Below are 13970 nucleotides of genomic sequence, written 5' to 3'. Positions count from 1 at the left end.
TTATTTTTTTGATCCAAACGAAAAAATTATCAATTACTAGAAATTAAGAAAACCACCAGATAGATAAAATCTGGTGGTTTGTAATCAACCTCAGGCACACTGCGTGTGCCTTTTATATTTTATTTGGATATATCAATTTTTATGCTATCCCAAAAATATCGACTAACCAAATCCACTGGTTCCACTTCCACCGGTAGAAGATTATAATAATCCAGTATACTGATTCGGATAATCATGTCAGAGATATTATTCCAATCATTCTCAGAGATAATCTTTAGGTTTGCTCCCCTAGAAAACTGAATACTATGGGATATAGAAAAGGGGTCATTTACATTGATATGTTGGGCAATGTATTGTTCTATGGTATATTGTTTACTATCAAGGCTATTTGCTTCTAAAAAATGATAATATTCACAGGATAAGTGCTCTTTAATATTTTGAACGATTATTGCAGCATCTTTTCGTGCAAGTTGTTTTATTCCATCATTCAATTCATAAAACCAAACAGGTCCATATAATGGAATGTTTCGCCAATCCTTGCGGGTTTGATTTTTTTTATATTTATCTAGCTCAATGACTTTGCACACTGTGATCCTCCTAGCTAATGGTTAGATGAGTTCATCTCATTATACAATATTTATGCATGTCTAGAAAAGAGAATTTAATGAAAAAAGTAAAGTAATCGACAAAATACACATATATAGACAGGCAGAATATTATATAGTAAAGCAATACGGATTAGGGGGGAGGAGAATATGGATAAACTGCAAGAATTATATGAAAAGCTTTCAGAATTTATGGATCATTTCATTGTGAAGTATAGTTATGAAAATCGTGGCATTCTAAAGAAGATGAGAATTGACAGTCGATTGAATATGAATATAGAGGAAGAAGAATGGTGTAAACTATTCCTATATAAATCCTGCCTTAATCATTGTGCAAAAATTGTATTAATGCGTTTGATTGAGGATCGTGGCTTAGGTCATGACAAATTAAATGAAAAAGGGCTAGAAAAATGGAGGGATTTTGTAAAAAATTTGGGAAAAGATTTTGATATTCTTTATCATATTGGATTGTTAGATTTGCAAGGGGACGAAAATGTCTCTATTCGAGGAATATTCAAGAAGAGTGATTATGATATATTTGGCATCGATAAGGAACTAGCAGATCTCATTATTGAAAAATTTTCGGCTGTTACTTTTGGCGATTTGAGAAGAGAGGATATTATTCAGTTATTCAACAGATTATATACGCTGGAGGATCGAGAGATCATGAGGTTGGAAGCGTTTCATAAGGATGCCCCAGCACTAACTTATATATTGAAGCTCGAAAAAAAGAATGTATTGCTATAGGCCAGGCGTTTGCCTGGCCTATTCATAAGATTTCAGAGGATGAAATGCTTTTGTTCTGATTGATAAATGGATATAATGGTATTATAATATAAAAATTGGAAAAATTATTGTGATAAATGAAGAGGAGAGAAATAAATGAACTTTGAAGATCTAGAATTAAAGATTGAGGATGATGTATTATCCTTTTTATCCTCACCATCTTTTGAAGAAGAAATTGAGACTGCCAGAGACTATTTTTATAGTTTTGTTGGACAAGGGGAAATGAACAGTGAGCTGCACCTAGATTTTAATTCATGGCTAATGTATGATTACAAGCTAAAGGATGGACAAAGTTTTCTTGAAAAGTATTATATTGTATCTCTAGGCGCTTTACCAAAGGAGGAAGCTGATTTTATTCATCAGTTATTAGATACATACCTAAGCATTTATGAGGTAGTTGAAGCACAGAATGGGTATGTTAAGATCAAGGACATTTTTAGTAAGGAAATTTACAGTGTACCTCATGAAAACATTCGGGATATTCAGGATAAGGAATTGGTTATGGGTAGGATCGTGGGCATTGGGGATCAATATTGGCTGGCAGGAAACAAGCAGTATATCCCTGGCGTTTTTAAAATAACTATCGAAAGAAGTATGCTGGAAGGTTTTGAGGATTTTAAAAAGAAGAATCGTTATACCAGTTGGAAGTCATACCTCAAAGGTCACAGTGAAGTACTTCATAAGCACCTAGGAATTATTGAAGAATTGACAATACAGAACGACAAAGAAGGTGACGATCTATATTATGTATGGCAAAGTGTGTATTTGATCCAAGATACCCGTAATATTAAAAAAGTTCTCTTAGCCCATAAAGAAATCATGTTAGATGATGAGGATCGAGGCACCTTATATTTCAAAATGATGCGCAATAAGAGAATCCTATGTGAAATGGTTTTAAAGAATAATAGATTAGAATTGGAATGTACCTCAGAAGAAGATCGCAATAAAGCGAAGGAAATAATTGAAATGATATTAGGGGAAAATGGAAAGCATTTTAAAGATGAGATACTAACCATGGATGATCTTGTTTAAAAAGGAGATGAAAGAATGAAAAAATGGGAATATAAAATATTGAACTTTAAAGCAAAGGGAGTTACCAACTTGGTACTTAGTAAAGAAGATGAGGATGAATTAAATAAATTTGGTGAAGAAGGATGGGAGCTGGCAACCAGCGCACCAACTGTAAATGGAAGGACCATTTGCTGTATTTTAAAGAGGGAGAAACAAGCTTGATAAAATAAGGCCTATTTATAATGAATTTGACAGAAAAAACAAAAACTTGTAAAATATAAGATAAGAAATTGTAATGAACAGTATCCAAAGGGGGAAAAAATAATCTTATGCAAACAGCATTATCAGATCTGGTAGATTCGCGTGACGAAGAGACGAATTTTGATTTACATGTCTATCTAGAGGAAGCGAAGAATGATTTGAGATTTTTGCGGGACTTAAAGAAGTTCTTAAAGAAATATAACAAATCTACGAGCCAGATTGATCAATATATTCATAGGTTAGAGGGAAATATGGATATGGAAAAAGTAGTCCAAATATATGATATTGATGAAAATGCAATCAAGAAAAGTATTGAGAAGCATCCATATTTTAAAAATCCGTGTGATTATCCTATTCGATTGCTAACAATCATGAAATATTTGAAGAAAAAAGGAATAGATATCCACTATAAGGATATGGATCTTATTGTAGATCGATTGATTCAAGAGATTGATGGTGTGAAAAAAGTTGGCGATGGGATGTATTTGAAAAAAATTCATTAATATATTTTTACAAAAACTCGACGATGTCGAGTTTTTTCATTAATCTATGATATATAGAGAGGAATTGGTTGGATGATATAGAACTAATATAATGGAGAAATACTAAAAAGGGTGATCAAAATGGCAGAATTGAAAGGCGAAAAGCCATTAGGCAAAAAAACGAAAATATTTAGGACAAACATATTTCTCTATGGAATCTTATTAGGACTTATGATGATGTTAGGTATCTTTTTAGGAAGTAGAAATCCTCTGATCAACCACTATATGACCCTAAATACCAAGAAACAAGAAATATTTAAATATCTAGAGCAAATTCAGTCTTTAGAAGAGAAAATGTATCCTATATCAAAGGAGAGTATTAACTGGATTCATAGATATTCTAAAGGCAAAGACGGGGATTTGGACTCCTTAGATCAAAATATGATGGTGATTGATGAACTTATGATGATGAGCATAAATATCCCCGCCAGTTCCCAAGTGATGGAATCTCATATATTGTTTATGGAGGAATTGAAGATGATAAAATCTGCTATGATTGAAATGGAATTTGCCCAGAATCATGATGACGCAAGAAGCATTGAAAAAGCACAAGTATATCTTAAAGAATTTCAGACTACAGCAAACGAGAGAAGAATAGCTTTAAAAACGATGATGGAGCAATATAAAATTCCCTATATTGATTTAGGAGATAGGATTAAATATAGAACAAAATAATAAACAATCATTAGAGTTTTTTATCAATAATAGAAGTGGAACTAGAATGATTGAGGTTATATTTTCCGTGATGAGAAGAAGGAATCTTAATATCTCGGAATGCATTGTAGAGCTTTCGAACCAGACCGTTCTTTGTATTGAATAGGAATTCAATGGATTGATTGTTAATTTTGACAGCCTGGATAAGTTTTTGCTTCTGAAGAGATAGATGGTAGTCTCTGTCGATGATAATGCCTATTTTATTCATGGAACCCCGATAAACGAGAAGAATGTCATGGATATTCTTGCAGTGATTGGTTCCCAAATAGCTATCTAGCGCTTTCAAAGAATCAATGGCATGATTGTATTTCTGAATGAGGTTTTCTATAATTTTGATTTGATCAGGATCTTCCCTATGGGTGAATTCTTCAAGGGCATCTTCTAATTCTTTCTCTACCTTATAAAAGGTCAGATATTGTTCTTTGAGCTTTTTTAAGCTATCATAGAAATTTGAAGTGCCTAATAACACGTTATCGGAGTTATGAAAGCTTTCATTAGCCGTTTTGTTGATTCTGTCAATGGAACTTATCCGTTGAATATTATTAACTTGAGTATTACGGTCTACATACATGGTATAAATTCTTGATTTGCTTACGGAGGAAACTCGTTTTGAAGTCATTATTTTACCCTCCTTCCAATGGGTTCTATAACTTATATATCGGCTAAAAATAAAAAAACAAACATAGATTTTGAGATTTTTTTGCATTTTGTCAATCACGGTGTTAATGAAGATCAGTAGAAAGGAGCTAAAATATATGAAGATAGCTATGATTCAAGTGAATATAGAATTTGGAAACCCTGAAACAAATCGAAAAAAAATGGTGGAGATGATTGAGAAAGCAGCGCAAGGTCAACCAGATATTATTGTTCTTCCAGAAATGTGGAATACAAGTTTTAGTTTGAAAAATCTCCATGAGATTGCTGATAAGAGCGGAGAACCCACGAAAACAATAATCGGAAATCTGGCGAAAAAATATCATATAAACATTGTAGCTGGCTCAGTTGCAGATGTTCATGGGGATCTGGTGCATAATAGACTCTATGTTTTTGATCGAGATGGAAACGTAAAATCCCATTATGATAAAGCCCATTTGATTCAACAAGCCAGAGAGCATGAGTTTCTAACAGCAGGAAAATCAACTGAAGTATTTCGTTTGGACGAAGTAATCTGCGGAGCGATTATCTGTTATGACATAAGATTTCCTGAATTGGCACGAACAGTAGCATTAAAGGGTGCTAAAGTATTGTTCATACCTGCCCAATGGCCGGAGACCAGAATTGAACATTGGAAAGCTCTGGTGATTGCACGAGCGATAGAAAATCAAATGTATGTGGTAGCAGTCAACAGAATTGGCAGTGAATTTAAAGCAGATTTCCCGGGAAAAAGCCTTGTCGTAGATCCATGGGGCAAGATTTTGGTTGAATCAGATGATCAGGAGCAAATCGTGCACGTGGAAATTGATATGGATTTGGTGGATCGCATAAGAACAAAAATACCATGCTTTTCAGATAGAAATATTGAGGCATATGAACTGTAACGAAAAATAGGGAAGGTGTTTAGCACACCTTCCTATATTATATTGATTCTGGAATATGGGTGGGGAAAAATGATTGATAAAAATACAGAAGAGCGTCTACAAAAACTATTAAAGGATGTTGAAAATCTTGATTTATCCAAGGAACGTTCGATAGTACAGATTTTTATGCTGCAATTTATCCGTGATTATGGAGATGGGGCATTAAATGATCTGTTTAAGGATTTAGAGCCTTTTGAGATAGAGGCTAATGAACTTATGGATCTAGCTATTAGGTATGATGATTTGAAAATTATAGATATCGTAGCTGGATATGAAAATTATTTGAGCAGCACTTTACGAGAGCAAACTGGGAGTTATTACACACCCGATTATATCAGCAATTATATGATCAAACGGTCCATTGGTGCATATCTGCACAAAGAAACGGGTATTGAAGAAGAAACAATAGACAATATTTTAGAGGGAGAGCGCTGCGTTGATGCTGTATTTTTGATGGAAATATTGACAGCTTTAAAAAGTGTAAAATTGGTTGATATAGCCTGTGGTACAGGAATATTTATTCTTCAGAGCTTTAACATTCTTTTTAAGTTAATGAGGCAGTTATATATTCAGTTAGAAGAGGTGATTTCCGATTTTTCCATCAAAAAATACATCGTTGAAAATATGTTGTTTGCCATAGATGTGCAAGTTTATCCAGTAATGCTGCTAAGAATGACATTATTTTCCCTAGTATACGAAAAGAATAAGTATGAAAGGGAGACAGCACTCCAAATAAATATAATTAGTAGTGATAGCCTTACCACAGAATGGTTATCCAATAATAGCATATTCAAAAATGTGATGTTGGAACGTGGCGGTTTTGATATTGTTATCGGGAATCCACCTTACCTTGGAGAAAAAGGAAATAAAGCGATTTTCGATCAAATCAAAACGACAGTCTTTGGCATGACGTATTATGAAGGAAAGATGGATTACTTTTATTTTTTCATATATAGAGGTATGGAGTTATTAAAAAAACAAGGAATATTGTGTTTTATTACTACAAATTATTTTGTAACTGCCGATGGGGCTGTAAAATTGCGAAAATATATGAAGGATCATTGTACCTTTAGGGAGATAATCAATTTTAATCATTTTGAAATTTTCAAATCGGCGAAGGGACAGCATAATATTATTTTTTTAATAACCAAAGAAAGAGATTTAAGAAGTCCTGTAGCTATTCGCTGTTTTTTAGGTAAAAATCTTCATGAGATGAATGTGGAGACAATCTTAAACAATCGCCATCTAGAAGCGAATATGATCAGCAACTATATCTTGGAAAATCAAGAACGGCTTTACAATGAAAAAGGACATATTAATATCAATGCTGATCAAGAAGATCTTTCCCTATTGGACAAAATTCATAAATATAAAGATCATACCCTCGGAGAGCTATGCTTTGTGAATCAAGGTATTGTCAGCGGTGCTGATAAGATTACTAAGGAAATGTTGATAAAAAAAATATCTGCTGAAGCAGCAGAAACCCACAAGTATGCTATTGGTGAAGGTATTTTTGTTTTATCAAAGCTGGAAGCTGAGAGACTTGGGTTTAATATATATAGTGAGTTAAAGCCCATGTTCAAGAATAGCGATATCAAAAAATATGGTGTTAAGGCATCTACAGATAAATATATACTGTATATATCCAACGAAAATTTTCCAGTAGAGATACTAAATATTTTTGTTTCTAGACATCTATATAAATACAAGGATATCCTTGATCAAAGGAGGGAGACATTGAGAGGTCTCAGACCATGGTACGCCCTTCAATGGCCAAGAAATCAGGGGATTTTCGAGGGGGAAAAAATTATTGTACCTCATCGAGGTCGAGAGAACAGGTTTGCCTATCATAATGGCCCATGGTATGCCAGTGCCGATGTATATTTCATTACACCAAGGATACCCAGCATAAGCCTAAAGCTAATATTAGGTCAGCTTAACTCGAAATTAATGTATTTCTGGTTGTACAATAACGGTAAGAGAAAGGGTGAACAGTTGGAGCTATATTCCAATCCGCTGAAGGAGTTACCCATTCAAATAAATATTCCAGAGGAAACAAAAGCTAGAGTTACAAGCCTTGTAGATGATATGATTCAATATGGCGAAGAGTCGGAGAAACAAGCTATCTTAGATCAGATAATATATGATTTGTATGATCTAGCAGCGGAAGAGAGACAGCTAATTGAATCACTATATGATAGGGAGTTGAAAAGAAAATAAAGTCCAGTTTCAAGAGGGGAGGATAGCCCATGCGTTTCTATGTGTTAGGTAAGTGTATTGAGGAAGAAAAAGGAGACATCATTATCAACTTGGAAAAAAGATGTATTGAAAAGCTTCGAATCCACGAGTATCTCAAGGAAGATACAACCTATGTTCATGCCAATGGAGAACTGATTGAGATTAAAAATATGGATTGGAGTATCAAAGAAACATATCTTTTGGCCTTCAATAAGAATAGAAAAATCAATGCCTCGGACTATAAGTTTATTCGTTTGAATAAGGAACAGGAAATCACTCTGGATGAAAATTATTTTATGTATGTCAGTGGGACTTTGATTGGCCGAATTACCAATGAGAATGAAATTAAGATGATCGAAAAGGAAGGTTTGGAGAAAACACAAAGAATTGTAAATAGGCTGCTTGTCAGCGGAATTACTGTTCTCGTAAAAGGAAAAAAGATATATCGTATGTTTACCTATGAAAAACTAAAATCATTGATAGAAGAAGAGGACAATCAGATCAGTCTGAATCAGTACTTAGGCAGAGTTAGTGACGGAACAGAAGGGGAGGAATTTCTGGAGCAGATTCGCAAGGAGCTTAGGATGGCCCATTTGAAAATCGAAAATGCTTTGCATATAGTAGATAAAAAAATAAAAAATACACTTAATGATCATTAAATATCATCACCGTTCATAAATGAAAGAATATTATGTATTGGAATAAGGAATGTTAAAGGAATTGACTATATAGTCCCTTAACAGAAAGGGGTGCTATATTTTGCATAAACTGTATGTTTTTTTTCCGACAGAGCAGTTGAGGGATGACTATATGGAGAAAGTACTAGATATGCAGCTCCCAGAGGAAAAAGGAAAAAGTGGAGAGAAACGTCTGCAAAAGATCCAATACAGAAAATCATATAAAGGTATTCCAGGATTTTGGGTACTTTTATATCCCCGCCCAAGTACCCGAGATGAGGATTTACAGAAGGATATTGAAAAAATCATACCTTCTTATTGGATCGGTGATCGAGTTTTTTTTCCAAAGCAATTAGCTAGTAGAAAGCAAATGGTGGAGCTTTGGATAGAGAAATATCGACTAGCGAGCGTATCTCATGACTCCAGTGCCTGGAAATTATTTTTTAGAGAAGTTCAGCTCCATTTTCGACAGGGAAGAGTAGATGTGGCAGAGGTTGCATTGCGGTACATCTATAAGTATAACCCCTACTTTCTAAAGAAATATAAACGATATTACATTTTTGAGGATATTGCTTATTATTATGAAGCCAAAGGTGATCTTATAAAAAGCTTGAAACATCTTAAAGCACAAGCGTTATTGCAGCCTGAATCCTCAGAGGCCTATTTGAACATGAGCAGCTTTTTGATTTTGAATGGGTTGAGCGAGGAGGCCATAGGCATATGCAAGGATGGATTGAAGATTAATCCCCAAGACCAGTATCTCAGTAATAATCTGCTGGCCGCATATTTAAATGAAGGTTATCTTGATACGGCTATGGAATATCTGAATGAAAAAATTGAAGAAAATCCAAGAATATCGATGAATTGGAAGCTTAAAGGCGACATTTTATACGAATTAGACCGCCACGAAGAGGCAATCGGTTGCTATCAACGGGCCATTAGGATCCGATCACAAGATTTGGAAGAAATCAAAACGGATATTTATTATAGCTTGGCCATTTGCTATCAACATTTAGGGCAAATCCGAAAAGCCATAAGATATAATAAACAATTGCTAAAATATGATACTGAAGATCCAGCAGCATTGTTAAATCTATCAAAATTATTTGGTGAAGATTTAAAACAATATACCATAGCCCAAAGATATGCAGAGCAGCTTGTGAGTTTACATCCTGAGAATGGGTATGGACACCATAACCTTGGTTTGATTTATTTATATACTCGTAGATTTGATAAAGCAAAGTGGCATCTGTATCGAGCAAGAAAGTTAGTGCCTAATTATCAGCCTGTATATGATGCCATCGAGGAATTAAATAGAATTCATGACTGACTTTAAAAATGACCTCTTATCTGGAGGTCATTTTGTTATGTATGTTATTTTTAGGGTAAAATATATAAAAAGAGGAAAGGGGATGAAATTGTGGGGTTAGAAAGGAATGCAAAGGGATGCAACTGTGGGAAATGTAGCCATAAATTTTGCGCCAGCAAAGTTCCTATATTTTCAACATTGTCCCAGGAGGAGCTGGCTGAAATAAATAGTCTAAAAATAAATAAAAAGTACAAAAAGGGCGAGATTCTCTTCTTTGAGGGTGACCGAATGGAAAGCCTGTTTATTATAAATCAGGGAAAGGTAAAAGTTTTTAAATACACAAAAGAAGGGAAGGAACAAATTCTATATATATTATCGGAAGGAGATATCTTCGGGGAGTTAAGCTTGTTTCAAAGCGAGAAACTGACGTTTAATGTGGAAGCTCTTGAGGATGTAAACGCTTGCGTTTTGACAAAGAACAATTTTGAAATGATACTGAGCAAGCGTCCTGAGATTTCTATGAAGGTTTTACAAGTCATGGGAGAGCGATTGATTAAGATGGAGACATTGATCCAGAGTTTAGGTACAAAGGATATTGAAGCTAGAATTGCCACATTTCTTTTAGAGCTCATACCAGAGTATACAAGGAGTAGAGGAAATATTAAGGAAATAGAATTGCCCTTAAGCCGAGAGGAGATAGCAAATTATATTGGTGTTACACGGGAGACGATCAGTAGAAAACTAGGAAAGATGCAGGAAGAGGGTATTTTAAGGGTCAAAGGAATCAAAAAGATCATTATTCTAGATGAAGAGGCTTTGAAGGCATACTTATAAATTTATAAAAGTGAAATACTCCTAGATATACAGCTCTAGGAGTATTTCATTTTTGCTATTTGTTTAGTTCTTCGAGAAGAGCATTCAGATCGATGCCATGGATATCAGCGGCCTGAGCCAAGCTCTCCATTTGGGATGATGGGCATCCTAGGCATCCCATACCATGACGCATAAGAATTTCTGCAGCCTTTGGATTTAATCGTAATGCATCGCTTATTAATGTTTCCCTTGTAATTTTCATATTGATTCCTCCATATACTCTTTTATTTTTTCAAAATTTGATGAACAAATCCAGTTGTACCATTAAAATCTGCAGTGTTTACCTTGTAAGTAAACGCTTCATTCGCATTTTCTACAAAAGCCTTCGTCCACTGAGCTCTTAATTGATAAAATACTTCAATATCGGCGCCGACGGCCTCCCAATAACCTTTGTGGAGGCACTGGATATTTTTCCACTCCACATGGTCAGGTTCGGCAATTGTTACGTTATTTACATTATCACAAGGCATACCATCCAATATATAATTATTGAGAGCCTTATAAATTGCTGGTGCACTTTCAACCTGACCTTTTGATTTTGCATCAGTACCCGATTGAACACCTTGTTGCTTATATAAGTTCATGGCCATTTCTATTGATTCTTGGCCATAGCTTTGAAACGCGGATGTAAGAATAGCAGCCTGTCTTGTCTCGGCAATAGAGATTCTACTTTGAAGCCAGCCGTGAATATTATCTGTATCAATTAATTGATCCAGAGGTGCATCTGGCAGAGGAGCTCCAAATTTATTGGCAGCCTGTTCTACAATCGTATTCACTTCGTCGCCATACTTTGAAGTGTAGGCTTGGATTAACTCAACCTCAAGCGCTTCGTGCAATTTAATTTTATTAAATAACCAGTGATGTATAGGACCTAAAAATCTACTCATTGTAATGCCTCCTTCTATTGTAATTATAATTCCCTTAGTTTGGACGATCTATGATTTAAATCACATTATTTGTTTTTTTCTTTCTTAAATCGTTCCATGACATCCTGTTGAAACTTTGCAAAGGTGATTTTGTCGATGAAATCTCCTAATTTCTCTCCAGCAGTAGCATTTTCATTGTAGTAGTCCACAATGACCTTAACAAGCAGAAAAGCATGATCCTCCGACAAACCCACGGTTACAATATCAGATAGCCTTTGGTGAAATCCAGCACTACCACCTACTGTAACGATATATCCGTCTACGTCTGCAATCACGCCAATATCCTTGGAGTAGACACTGGTGCATGCATTTCTACAGCCAGCTACACCAATTTTGGTACGATTTGGAGTAGAGGCACCATAGAAGGTCTTTTCAAGCTTCATGCCTAGCCTCAATGAATTTTGCTTTGCTCGCTTACAGAAGGATGCAGGGCACATCTCTACATTTTTTACGGAATAGGCAGATAAGACTGCTGGTTCCATGCCTAGTTCTTCCCAGACCTTATTCACATCTTCAGCTTGCAGACCGGTGATCATAATCCGTTGACCAGATGTGATTTTTAAGGTGCCTTGATACTTCTTGGCTACTTCAGCGATTTTGACGAGCAAATCAGGTTTAATGAATCCTCCGGGAATCCGTGGGGTTACAGCATAGGTTTTGTTGCCATTTCTTATTTTTTGTAGATTGGCGTATTTTGGCGCATCCATCTATTTCACTCCTTATAGGGTTATCATCTTTTGATAAGTCTATTATAATATGGGAAAAATATCTAAAAAACAATTTAAGTCACAAATTCATGTGATATATATCACTTTGTCACAAAACTATTTAAAATATACAGAATAGGGTATATGATAGGTACAGGCACCTTTATTACTTTCAAGAAAGAGGGATAAAATGAACAAAAATACTGCATTAATAAAGCATATTCCAATTTTTGCTCACTTAAGTGATGAATCGCTTGAAAAAATTGCTACAATTACAGTAGAGAAAAAATATAGAAAAGGAACGATTATCTTTATGGAGGGAGATCCTGGAGAAGCGATTTTTTTTATCAAATCAGGCAAGGTAAAGATTTCAAAGACCTCTTCTGATGGCAGGGAGTTGATTTTAAATATTTATGGAGATGGAGATGTGTTTGCAGAAGTAACCATTTTTAATGATGTACAGTATCCTGCTACTGCAGAAGTTATTGAGGATGCGGTCATTGGAATGATTATGAATAAAGAACTAGAAGAGTTGGTAAAACGGAATGCAGATTTGGCACTACAGATCATAAAAATCCTAAACAAAAGATTATATATGTCACAAATGAAATTGAAGCAAATGGCTTTGAGTGATACCTATGTAAGAACTGCACAAATGATTATTAAGCTTGCCCATGAACATGGTGTAGAAAAAGATGATATGATTGAATTAAAATTAGAATTATCAAGACAAGAATTAGCCAACATGATAGGAACGGCTAGAGAAACCGTGAGTAGAGCATTAAGCCAATTTAAAAAAGAAGGATCTATTGATATTAGCGGAAAGAGAATCATTGTAAAAAACATGAAAAAACTAAAAACTTGGATAGAATCATAAATATAAAAGAGAAGTATTGTATCGGTACAATACTTCTCTTTTATTATTCGTTTGTAAGTATTTACTTGATTTAAGTGAGATGATATAATAATAATAAAGAGAAGCATACATACAATTCTTAAGGGGGAGCAGTACAATGTGGAAGATGAGTATTAAAAAATTGGTTCTTTCAGGGTTGATGGCAGCCCTTGTCTTGGTGGGAACAATGCTGATTCAAATTCCTACACCTATGAAAGGATATATTCATATTGGAGATAGCATGGTTTATTTAAGTGGTATTTTGCTAGGACCTATAGCAGGAAGCTTTGCAGCAGCCGTGGGATCTATGCTGGCAGATCTTTTCTTAGGTTATGGAGTGTATGCACCTGCGACCTTTGTCATCAAGGGTTTAGATGCCTTGGTAGTTGGATTTATTTATCATAAAATAGTAAGCGAACAAGGATCTTTGGTAAGAAAGCTTATTGGCTTTGTTGTATCTGTTGCGCTTGGGGGCGCCATTATGGTTGGTGGGTATCTAATCTATGAAACGATGCTATATGGTTTTGCGGCTGCCGTACTAAATGTTTTGGCAAATATGACGCAAGCCATCGGTGGAGGAATATTGGCAGCGCCATTGTTATTAAGCTTGGATAAGATAAAAATATTTCATGATTTATACAGTCATAATTAAGACTTCCCTAGGGGAGTCTTTTATATTACGGAATAAATATTGCGTCACAAACGTAGGGGCGTGCAGTGCACGTCCGTTCTGCTTGGCAACGAACCTATCGTTGACGCCCAATGGGCGCCCCTAGTACTATATAGTTGTAGCATAAAGCTACAGCTTTTTTTTATTATTGAGTTTGTAGTTTGAACATTCGATGCCTA

At 35.0% G+C, this 13970-nt stretch carries 17 protein-coding genes; 12 read left to right on the top strand and 5 right to left on the bottom strand.

Features of this window, described 5'->3' with window-relative positions:
• Positions 1 to 119 precede the first annotated feature (119 nt).
• Positions 120 to 587 carry a hypothetical protein gene (locus HNQ80_RS25150; protein WP_184313952.1) on the bottom strand — a complete coding sequence of 156 codons (468 nt, stop codon included), beginning with the start codon at positions 585 to 587 and terminating at the stop codon, positions 120 to 122.
• Positions 588 to 755: 168 nt separating this feature from the next.
• Here HNQ80_RS25150 and HNQ80_RS25145 point away from each other — a divergent pair, with 168 nt between their 5' ends.
• The 5 genes from HNQ80_RS25145 to HNQ80_RS25125 all read left to right on the top strand — a co-directional run bounded on the left by HNQ80_RS25145 (position 756) and on the right by HNQ80_RS25125 (position 3880).
• Entirely contained in the window at positions 756 to 1352 is a 597-nt protein-coding gene (locus tag HNQ80_RS25145) for a hypothetical protein (RefSeq protein ID WP_184313950.1), read from the top strand.
• Between the two features lie 135 nt (positions 1353 to 1487).
• Positions 1488 to 2423 carry a hypothetical protein gene (locus HNQ80_RS25140; RefSeq protein WP_184313948.1) on the top strand — a complete coding sequence of 312 codons (936 nt, stop codon included), beginning with the start codon at positions 1488 to 1490 and terminating at the stop codon, positions 2421 to 2423.
• Between the two features lie 15 nt (positions 2424 to 2438).
• A complete protein-coding gene (locus HNQ80_RS25135) occupies positions 2439 to 2624 on the top strand; it encodes a DUF4177 domain-containing protein (protein ID WP_184313946.1) in 186 nt (61 codons plus the stop codon).
• Between the two features lie 107 nt (positions 2625 to 2731).
• A complete protein-coding gene (locus HNQ80_RS25130; RefSeq protein WP_184313944.1) occupies positions 2732 to 3166 on the top strand; it encodes a hypothetical protein in 435 nt (144 codons plus the stop codon).
• A 120-nt stretch (positions 3167 to 3286) separates the two neighbouring features.
• Complete coding sequence (locus HNQ80_RS25125) at positions 3287 to 3880, top strand: hypothetical protein (protein WP_184313942.1); 594 nt, start codon at positions 3287 to 3289, stop codon at positions 3878 to 3880.
• Between the two features lie 10 nt (positions 3881 to 3890).
• Here the strand turns inward: HNQ80_RS25125 and HNQ80_RS25120 are convergent, their stop codons facing one another.
• Positions 3891 to 4538, bottom strand: coding sequence for a hypothetical protein (locus tag HNQ80_RS25120; RefSeq protein ID WP_184313940.1), 648 nt, complete (start codon positions 4536 to 4538; stop codon positions 3891 to 3893).
• Between the two features lie 136 nt (positions 4539 to 4674).
• Between HNQ80_RS25120 and HNQ80_RS25115 the strand changes: the two genes are divergently transcribed.
• From HNQ80_RS25115 to HNQ80_RS25095, 5 genes are all read left to right on the top strand, one after another.
• A complete protein-coding gene (locus tag HNQ80_RS25115; protein WP_184313938.1) occupies positions 4675 to 5457 on the top strand; it encodes a carbon-nitrogen family hydrolase in 783 nt (260 codons plus the stop codon).
• 69 nt (positions 5458 to 5526) lie between these two features.
• Positions 5527 to 7716, top strand: coding sequence for an Eco57I restriction-modification methylase domain-containing protein (locus HNQ80_RS25110; RefSeq protein WP_184313936.1), 2190 nt, complete (start codon positions 5527 to 5529; stop codon positions 7714 to 7716).
• A gap of 29 nt (positions 7717 to 7745) precedes the next feature.
• Positions 7746 to 8393 carry a hypothetical protein gene (locus HNQ80_RS25105; protein ID WP_184313934.1) on the top strand — a complete coding sequence of 216 codons (648 nt, stop codon included), beginning with the start codon at positions 7746 to 7748 and terminating at the stop codon, positions 8391 to 8393.
• 100 nt (positions 8394 to 8493) lie between these two features.
• Positions 8494 to 9741 (top strand): tetratricopeptide repeat protein, encoded by a 1248-nt coding sequence (locus HNQ80_RS25100; RefSeq protein WP_184313932.1) that lies wholly within the window; start codon positions 8494 to 8496, stop codon positions 9739 to 9741.
• A 90-nt stretch (positions 9742 to 9831) separates the two neighbouring features.
• Complete coding sequence (locus HNQ80_RS25095; protein WP_184313930.1) at positions 9832 to 10554, top strand: Crp/Fnr family transcriptional regulator; 723 nt, start codon at positions 9832 to 9834, stop codon at positions 10552 to 10554.
• A 55-nt stretch (positions 10555 to 10609) separates the two neighbouring features.
• Here the strand turns inward: HNQ80_RS25095 and HNQ80_RS25090 are convergent, their stop codons facing one another.
• The 3 genes from HNQ80_RS25090 to HNQ80_RS25080 all read right to left on the bottom strand — a co-directional run bounded on the left by HNQ80_RS25090 (position 10610) and on the right by HNQ80_RS25080 (position 12226).
• Positions 10610 to 10795 carry a DUF1858 domain-containing protein gene (locus HNQ80_RS25090; RefSeq protein WP_184313928.1) on the bottom strand — a complete coding sequence of 62 codons (186 nt, stop codon included), beginning with the start codon at positions 10793 to 10795 and terminating at the stop codon, positions 10610 to 10612.
• Between the two features lie 22 nt (positions 10796 to 10817).
• Positions 10818 to 11480 (bottom strand): hypothetical protein, encoded by a 663-nt coding sequence (locus HNQ80_RS25085; RefSeq protein WP_184313926.1) that lies wholly within the window; start codon positions 11478 to 11480, stop codon positions 10818 to 10820.
• A gap of 65 nt (positions 11481 to 11545) precedes the next feature.
• Positions 11546 to 12226, bottom strand: coding sequence for an NAD(P)/FAD-dependent oxidoreductase (locus tag HNQ80_RS25080; protein WP_184313924.1), 681 nt, complete (start codon positions 12224 to 12226; stop codon positions 11546 to 11548).
• Positions 12227 to 12416: 190 nt separating this feature from the next.
• Between HNQ80_RS25080 and HNQ80_RS25075 the strand changes: the two genes are divergently transcribed.
• Together HNQ80_RS25075 and HNQ80_RS25070 are read left to right on the top strand one after the other, a co-directional pair.
• Positions 12417 to 13103: a Crp/Fnr family transcriptional regulator gene (locus HNQ80_RS25075; RefSeq protein WP_184313922.1), complete on the top strand. Its 687-nt coding sequence runs from the start codon at positions 12417 to 12419 to the stop codon at positions 13101 to 13103.
• Positions 13104 to 13239: 136 nt separating this feature from the next.
• Positions 13240 to 13773, top strand: a complete 534-nt coding sequence (locus HNQ80_RS25070; protein WP_184313920.1) for an ECF transporter S component — start codon at positions 13240 to 13242, stop codon at positions 13771 to 13773.
• Positions 13774 to 13970: the final 197 nt, after the last annotated feature.

The sequence above is a fragment of the Anaerosolibacter carboniphilus genome (assembly GCF_014205875.1).
Lineage (GTDB): Bacteria > Bacillota > Clostridia > Peptostreptococcales > Thermotaleaceae > Anaerosolibacter > Anaerosolibacter carboniphilus.
Note: the sequence above shows the minus strand (reverse complement) of the source record. Positions and strands in the feature narration are given on the sequence as shown.

What these genes read in the sequence shown, in the direction of transcription:
- HNQ80_RS25090 (WP_184313928.1), bottom strand. Translation starts at nt 10,795, where the DNA reads ATGAAAATTACAAGGGAAACATTAATAAGCGATGCATTACGATTAAAT.
- HNQ80_RS25075 (WP_184313922.1), top strand. Translation starts at nt 12,417, where the DNA reads ATGAACAAAAATACTGCATTAATAAAGCATATTCCAATTTTTGCTCAC.
- HNQ80_RS25085 (WP_184313926.1), bottom strand. Translation starts at nt 11,480, where the DNA reads ATGAGTAGATTTTTAGGTCCTATACATCACTGGTTATTTAATAAAATT.
- HNQ80_RS25140 (WP_184313948.1), top strand. Translation starts at nt 1,488, where the DNA reads ATGAACTTTGAAGATCTAGAATTAAAGATTGAGGATGATGTATTATCC.
- HNQ80_RS25120 (WP_184313940.1), bottom strand. Translation starts at nt 4,538, where the DNA reads ATGACTTCAAAACGAGTTTCCTCCGTAAGCAAATCAAGAATTTATACC.
- HNQ80_RS25145 (WP_184313950.1), top strand. Translation starts at nt 756, where the DNA reads ATGGATAAACTGCAAGAATTATATGAAAAGCTTTCAGAATTTATGGAT.
- HNQ80_RS25105 (WP_184313934.1), top strand. Translation starts at nt 7,746, where the DNA reads ATGCGTTTCTATGTGTTAGGTAAGTGTATTGAGGAAGAAAAAGGAGAC.
- HNQ80_RS25115 (WP_184313938.1), top strand. Translation starts at nt 4,675, where the DNA reads ATGAAGATAGCTATGATTCAAGTGAATATAGAATTTGGAAACCCTGAA.
- HNQ80_RS25110 (WP_184313936.1), top strand. Translation starts at nt 5,527, where the DNA reads ATGATTGATAAAAATACAGAAGAGCGTCTACAAAAACTATTAAAGGAT.
- HNQ80_RS25130 (WP_184313944.1), top strand. Translation starts at nt 2,732, where the DNA reads ATGCAAACAGCATTATCAGATCTGGTAGATTCGCGTGACGAAGAGACG.
- HNQ80_RS25125 (WP_184313942.1), top strand. Translation starts at nt 3,287, where the DNA reads ATGGCAGAATTGAAAGGCGAAAAGCCATTAGGCAAAAAAACGAAAATA.
- HNQ80_RS25080 (WP_184313924.1), bottom strand. Translation starts at nt 12,226, where the DNA reads ATGGATGCGCCAAAATACGCCAATCTACAAAAAATAAGAAATGGCAAC.
- HNQ80_RS25070 (WP_184313920.1), top strand. Translation starts at nt 13,240, where the DNA reads ATGTGGAAGATGAGTATTAAAAAATTGGTTCTTTCAGGGTTGATGGCA.
- HNQ80_RS25135 (WP_184313946.1), top strand. Translation starts at nt 2,439, where the DNA reads ATGAAAAAATGGGAATATAAAATATTGAACTTTAAAGCAAAGGGAGTT.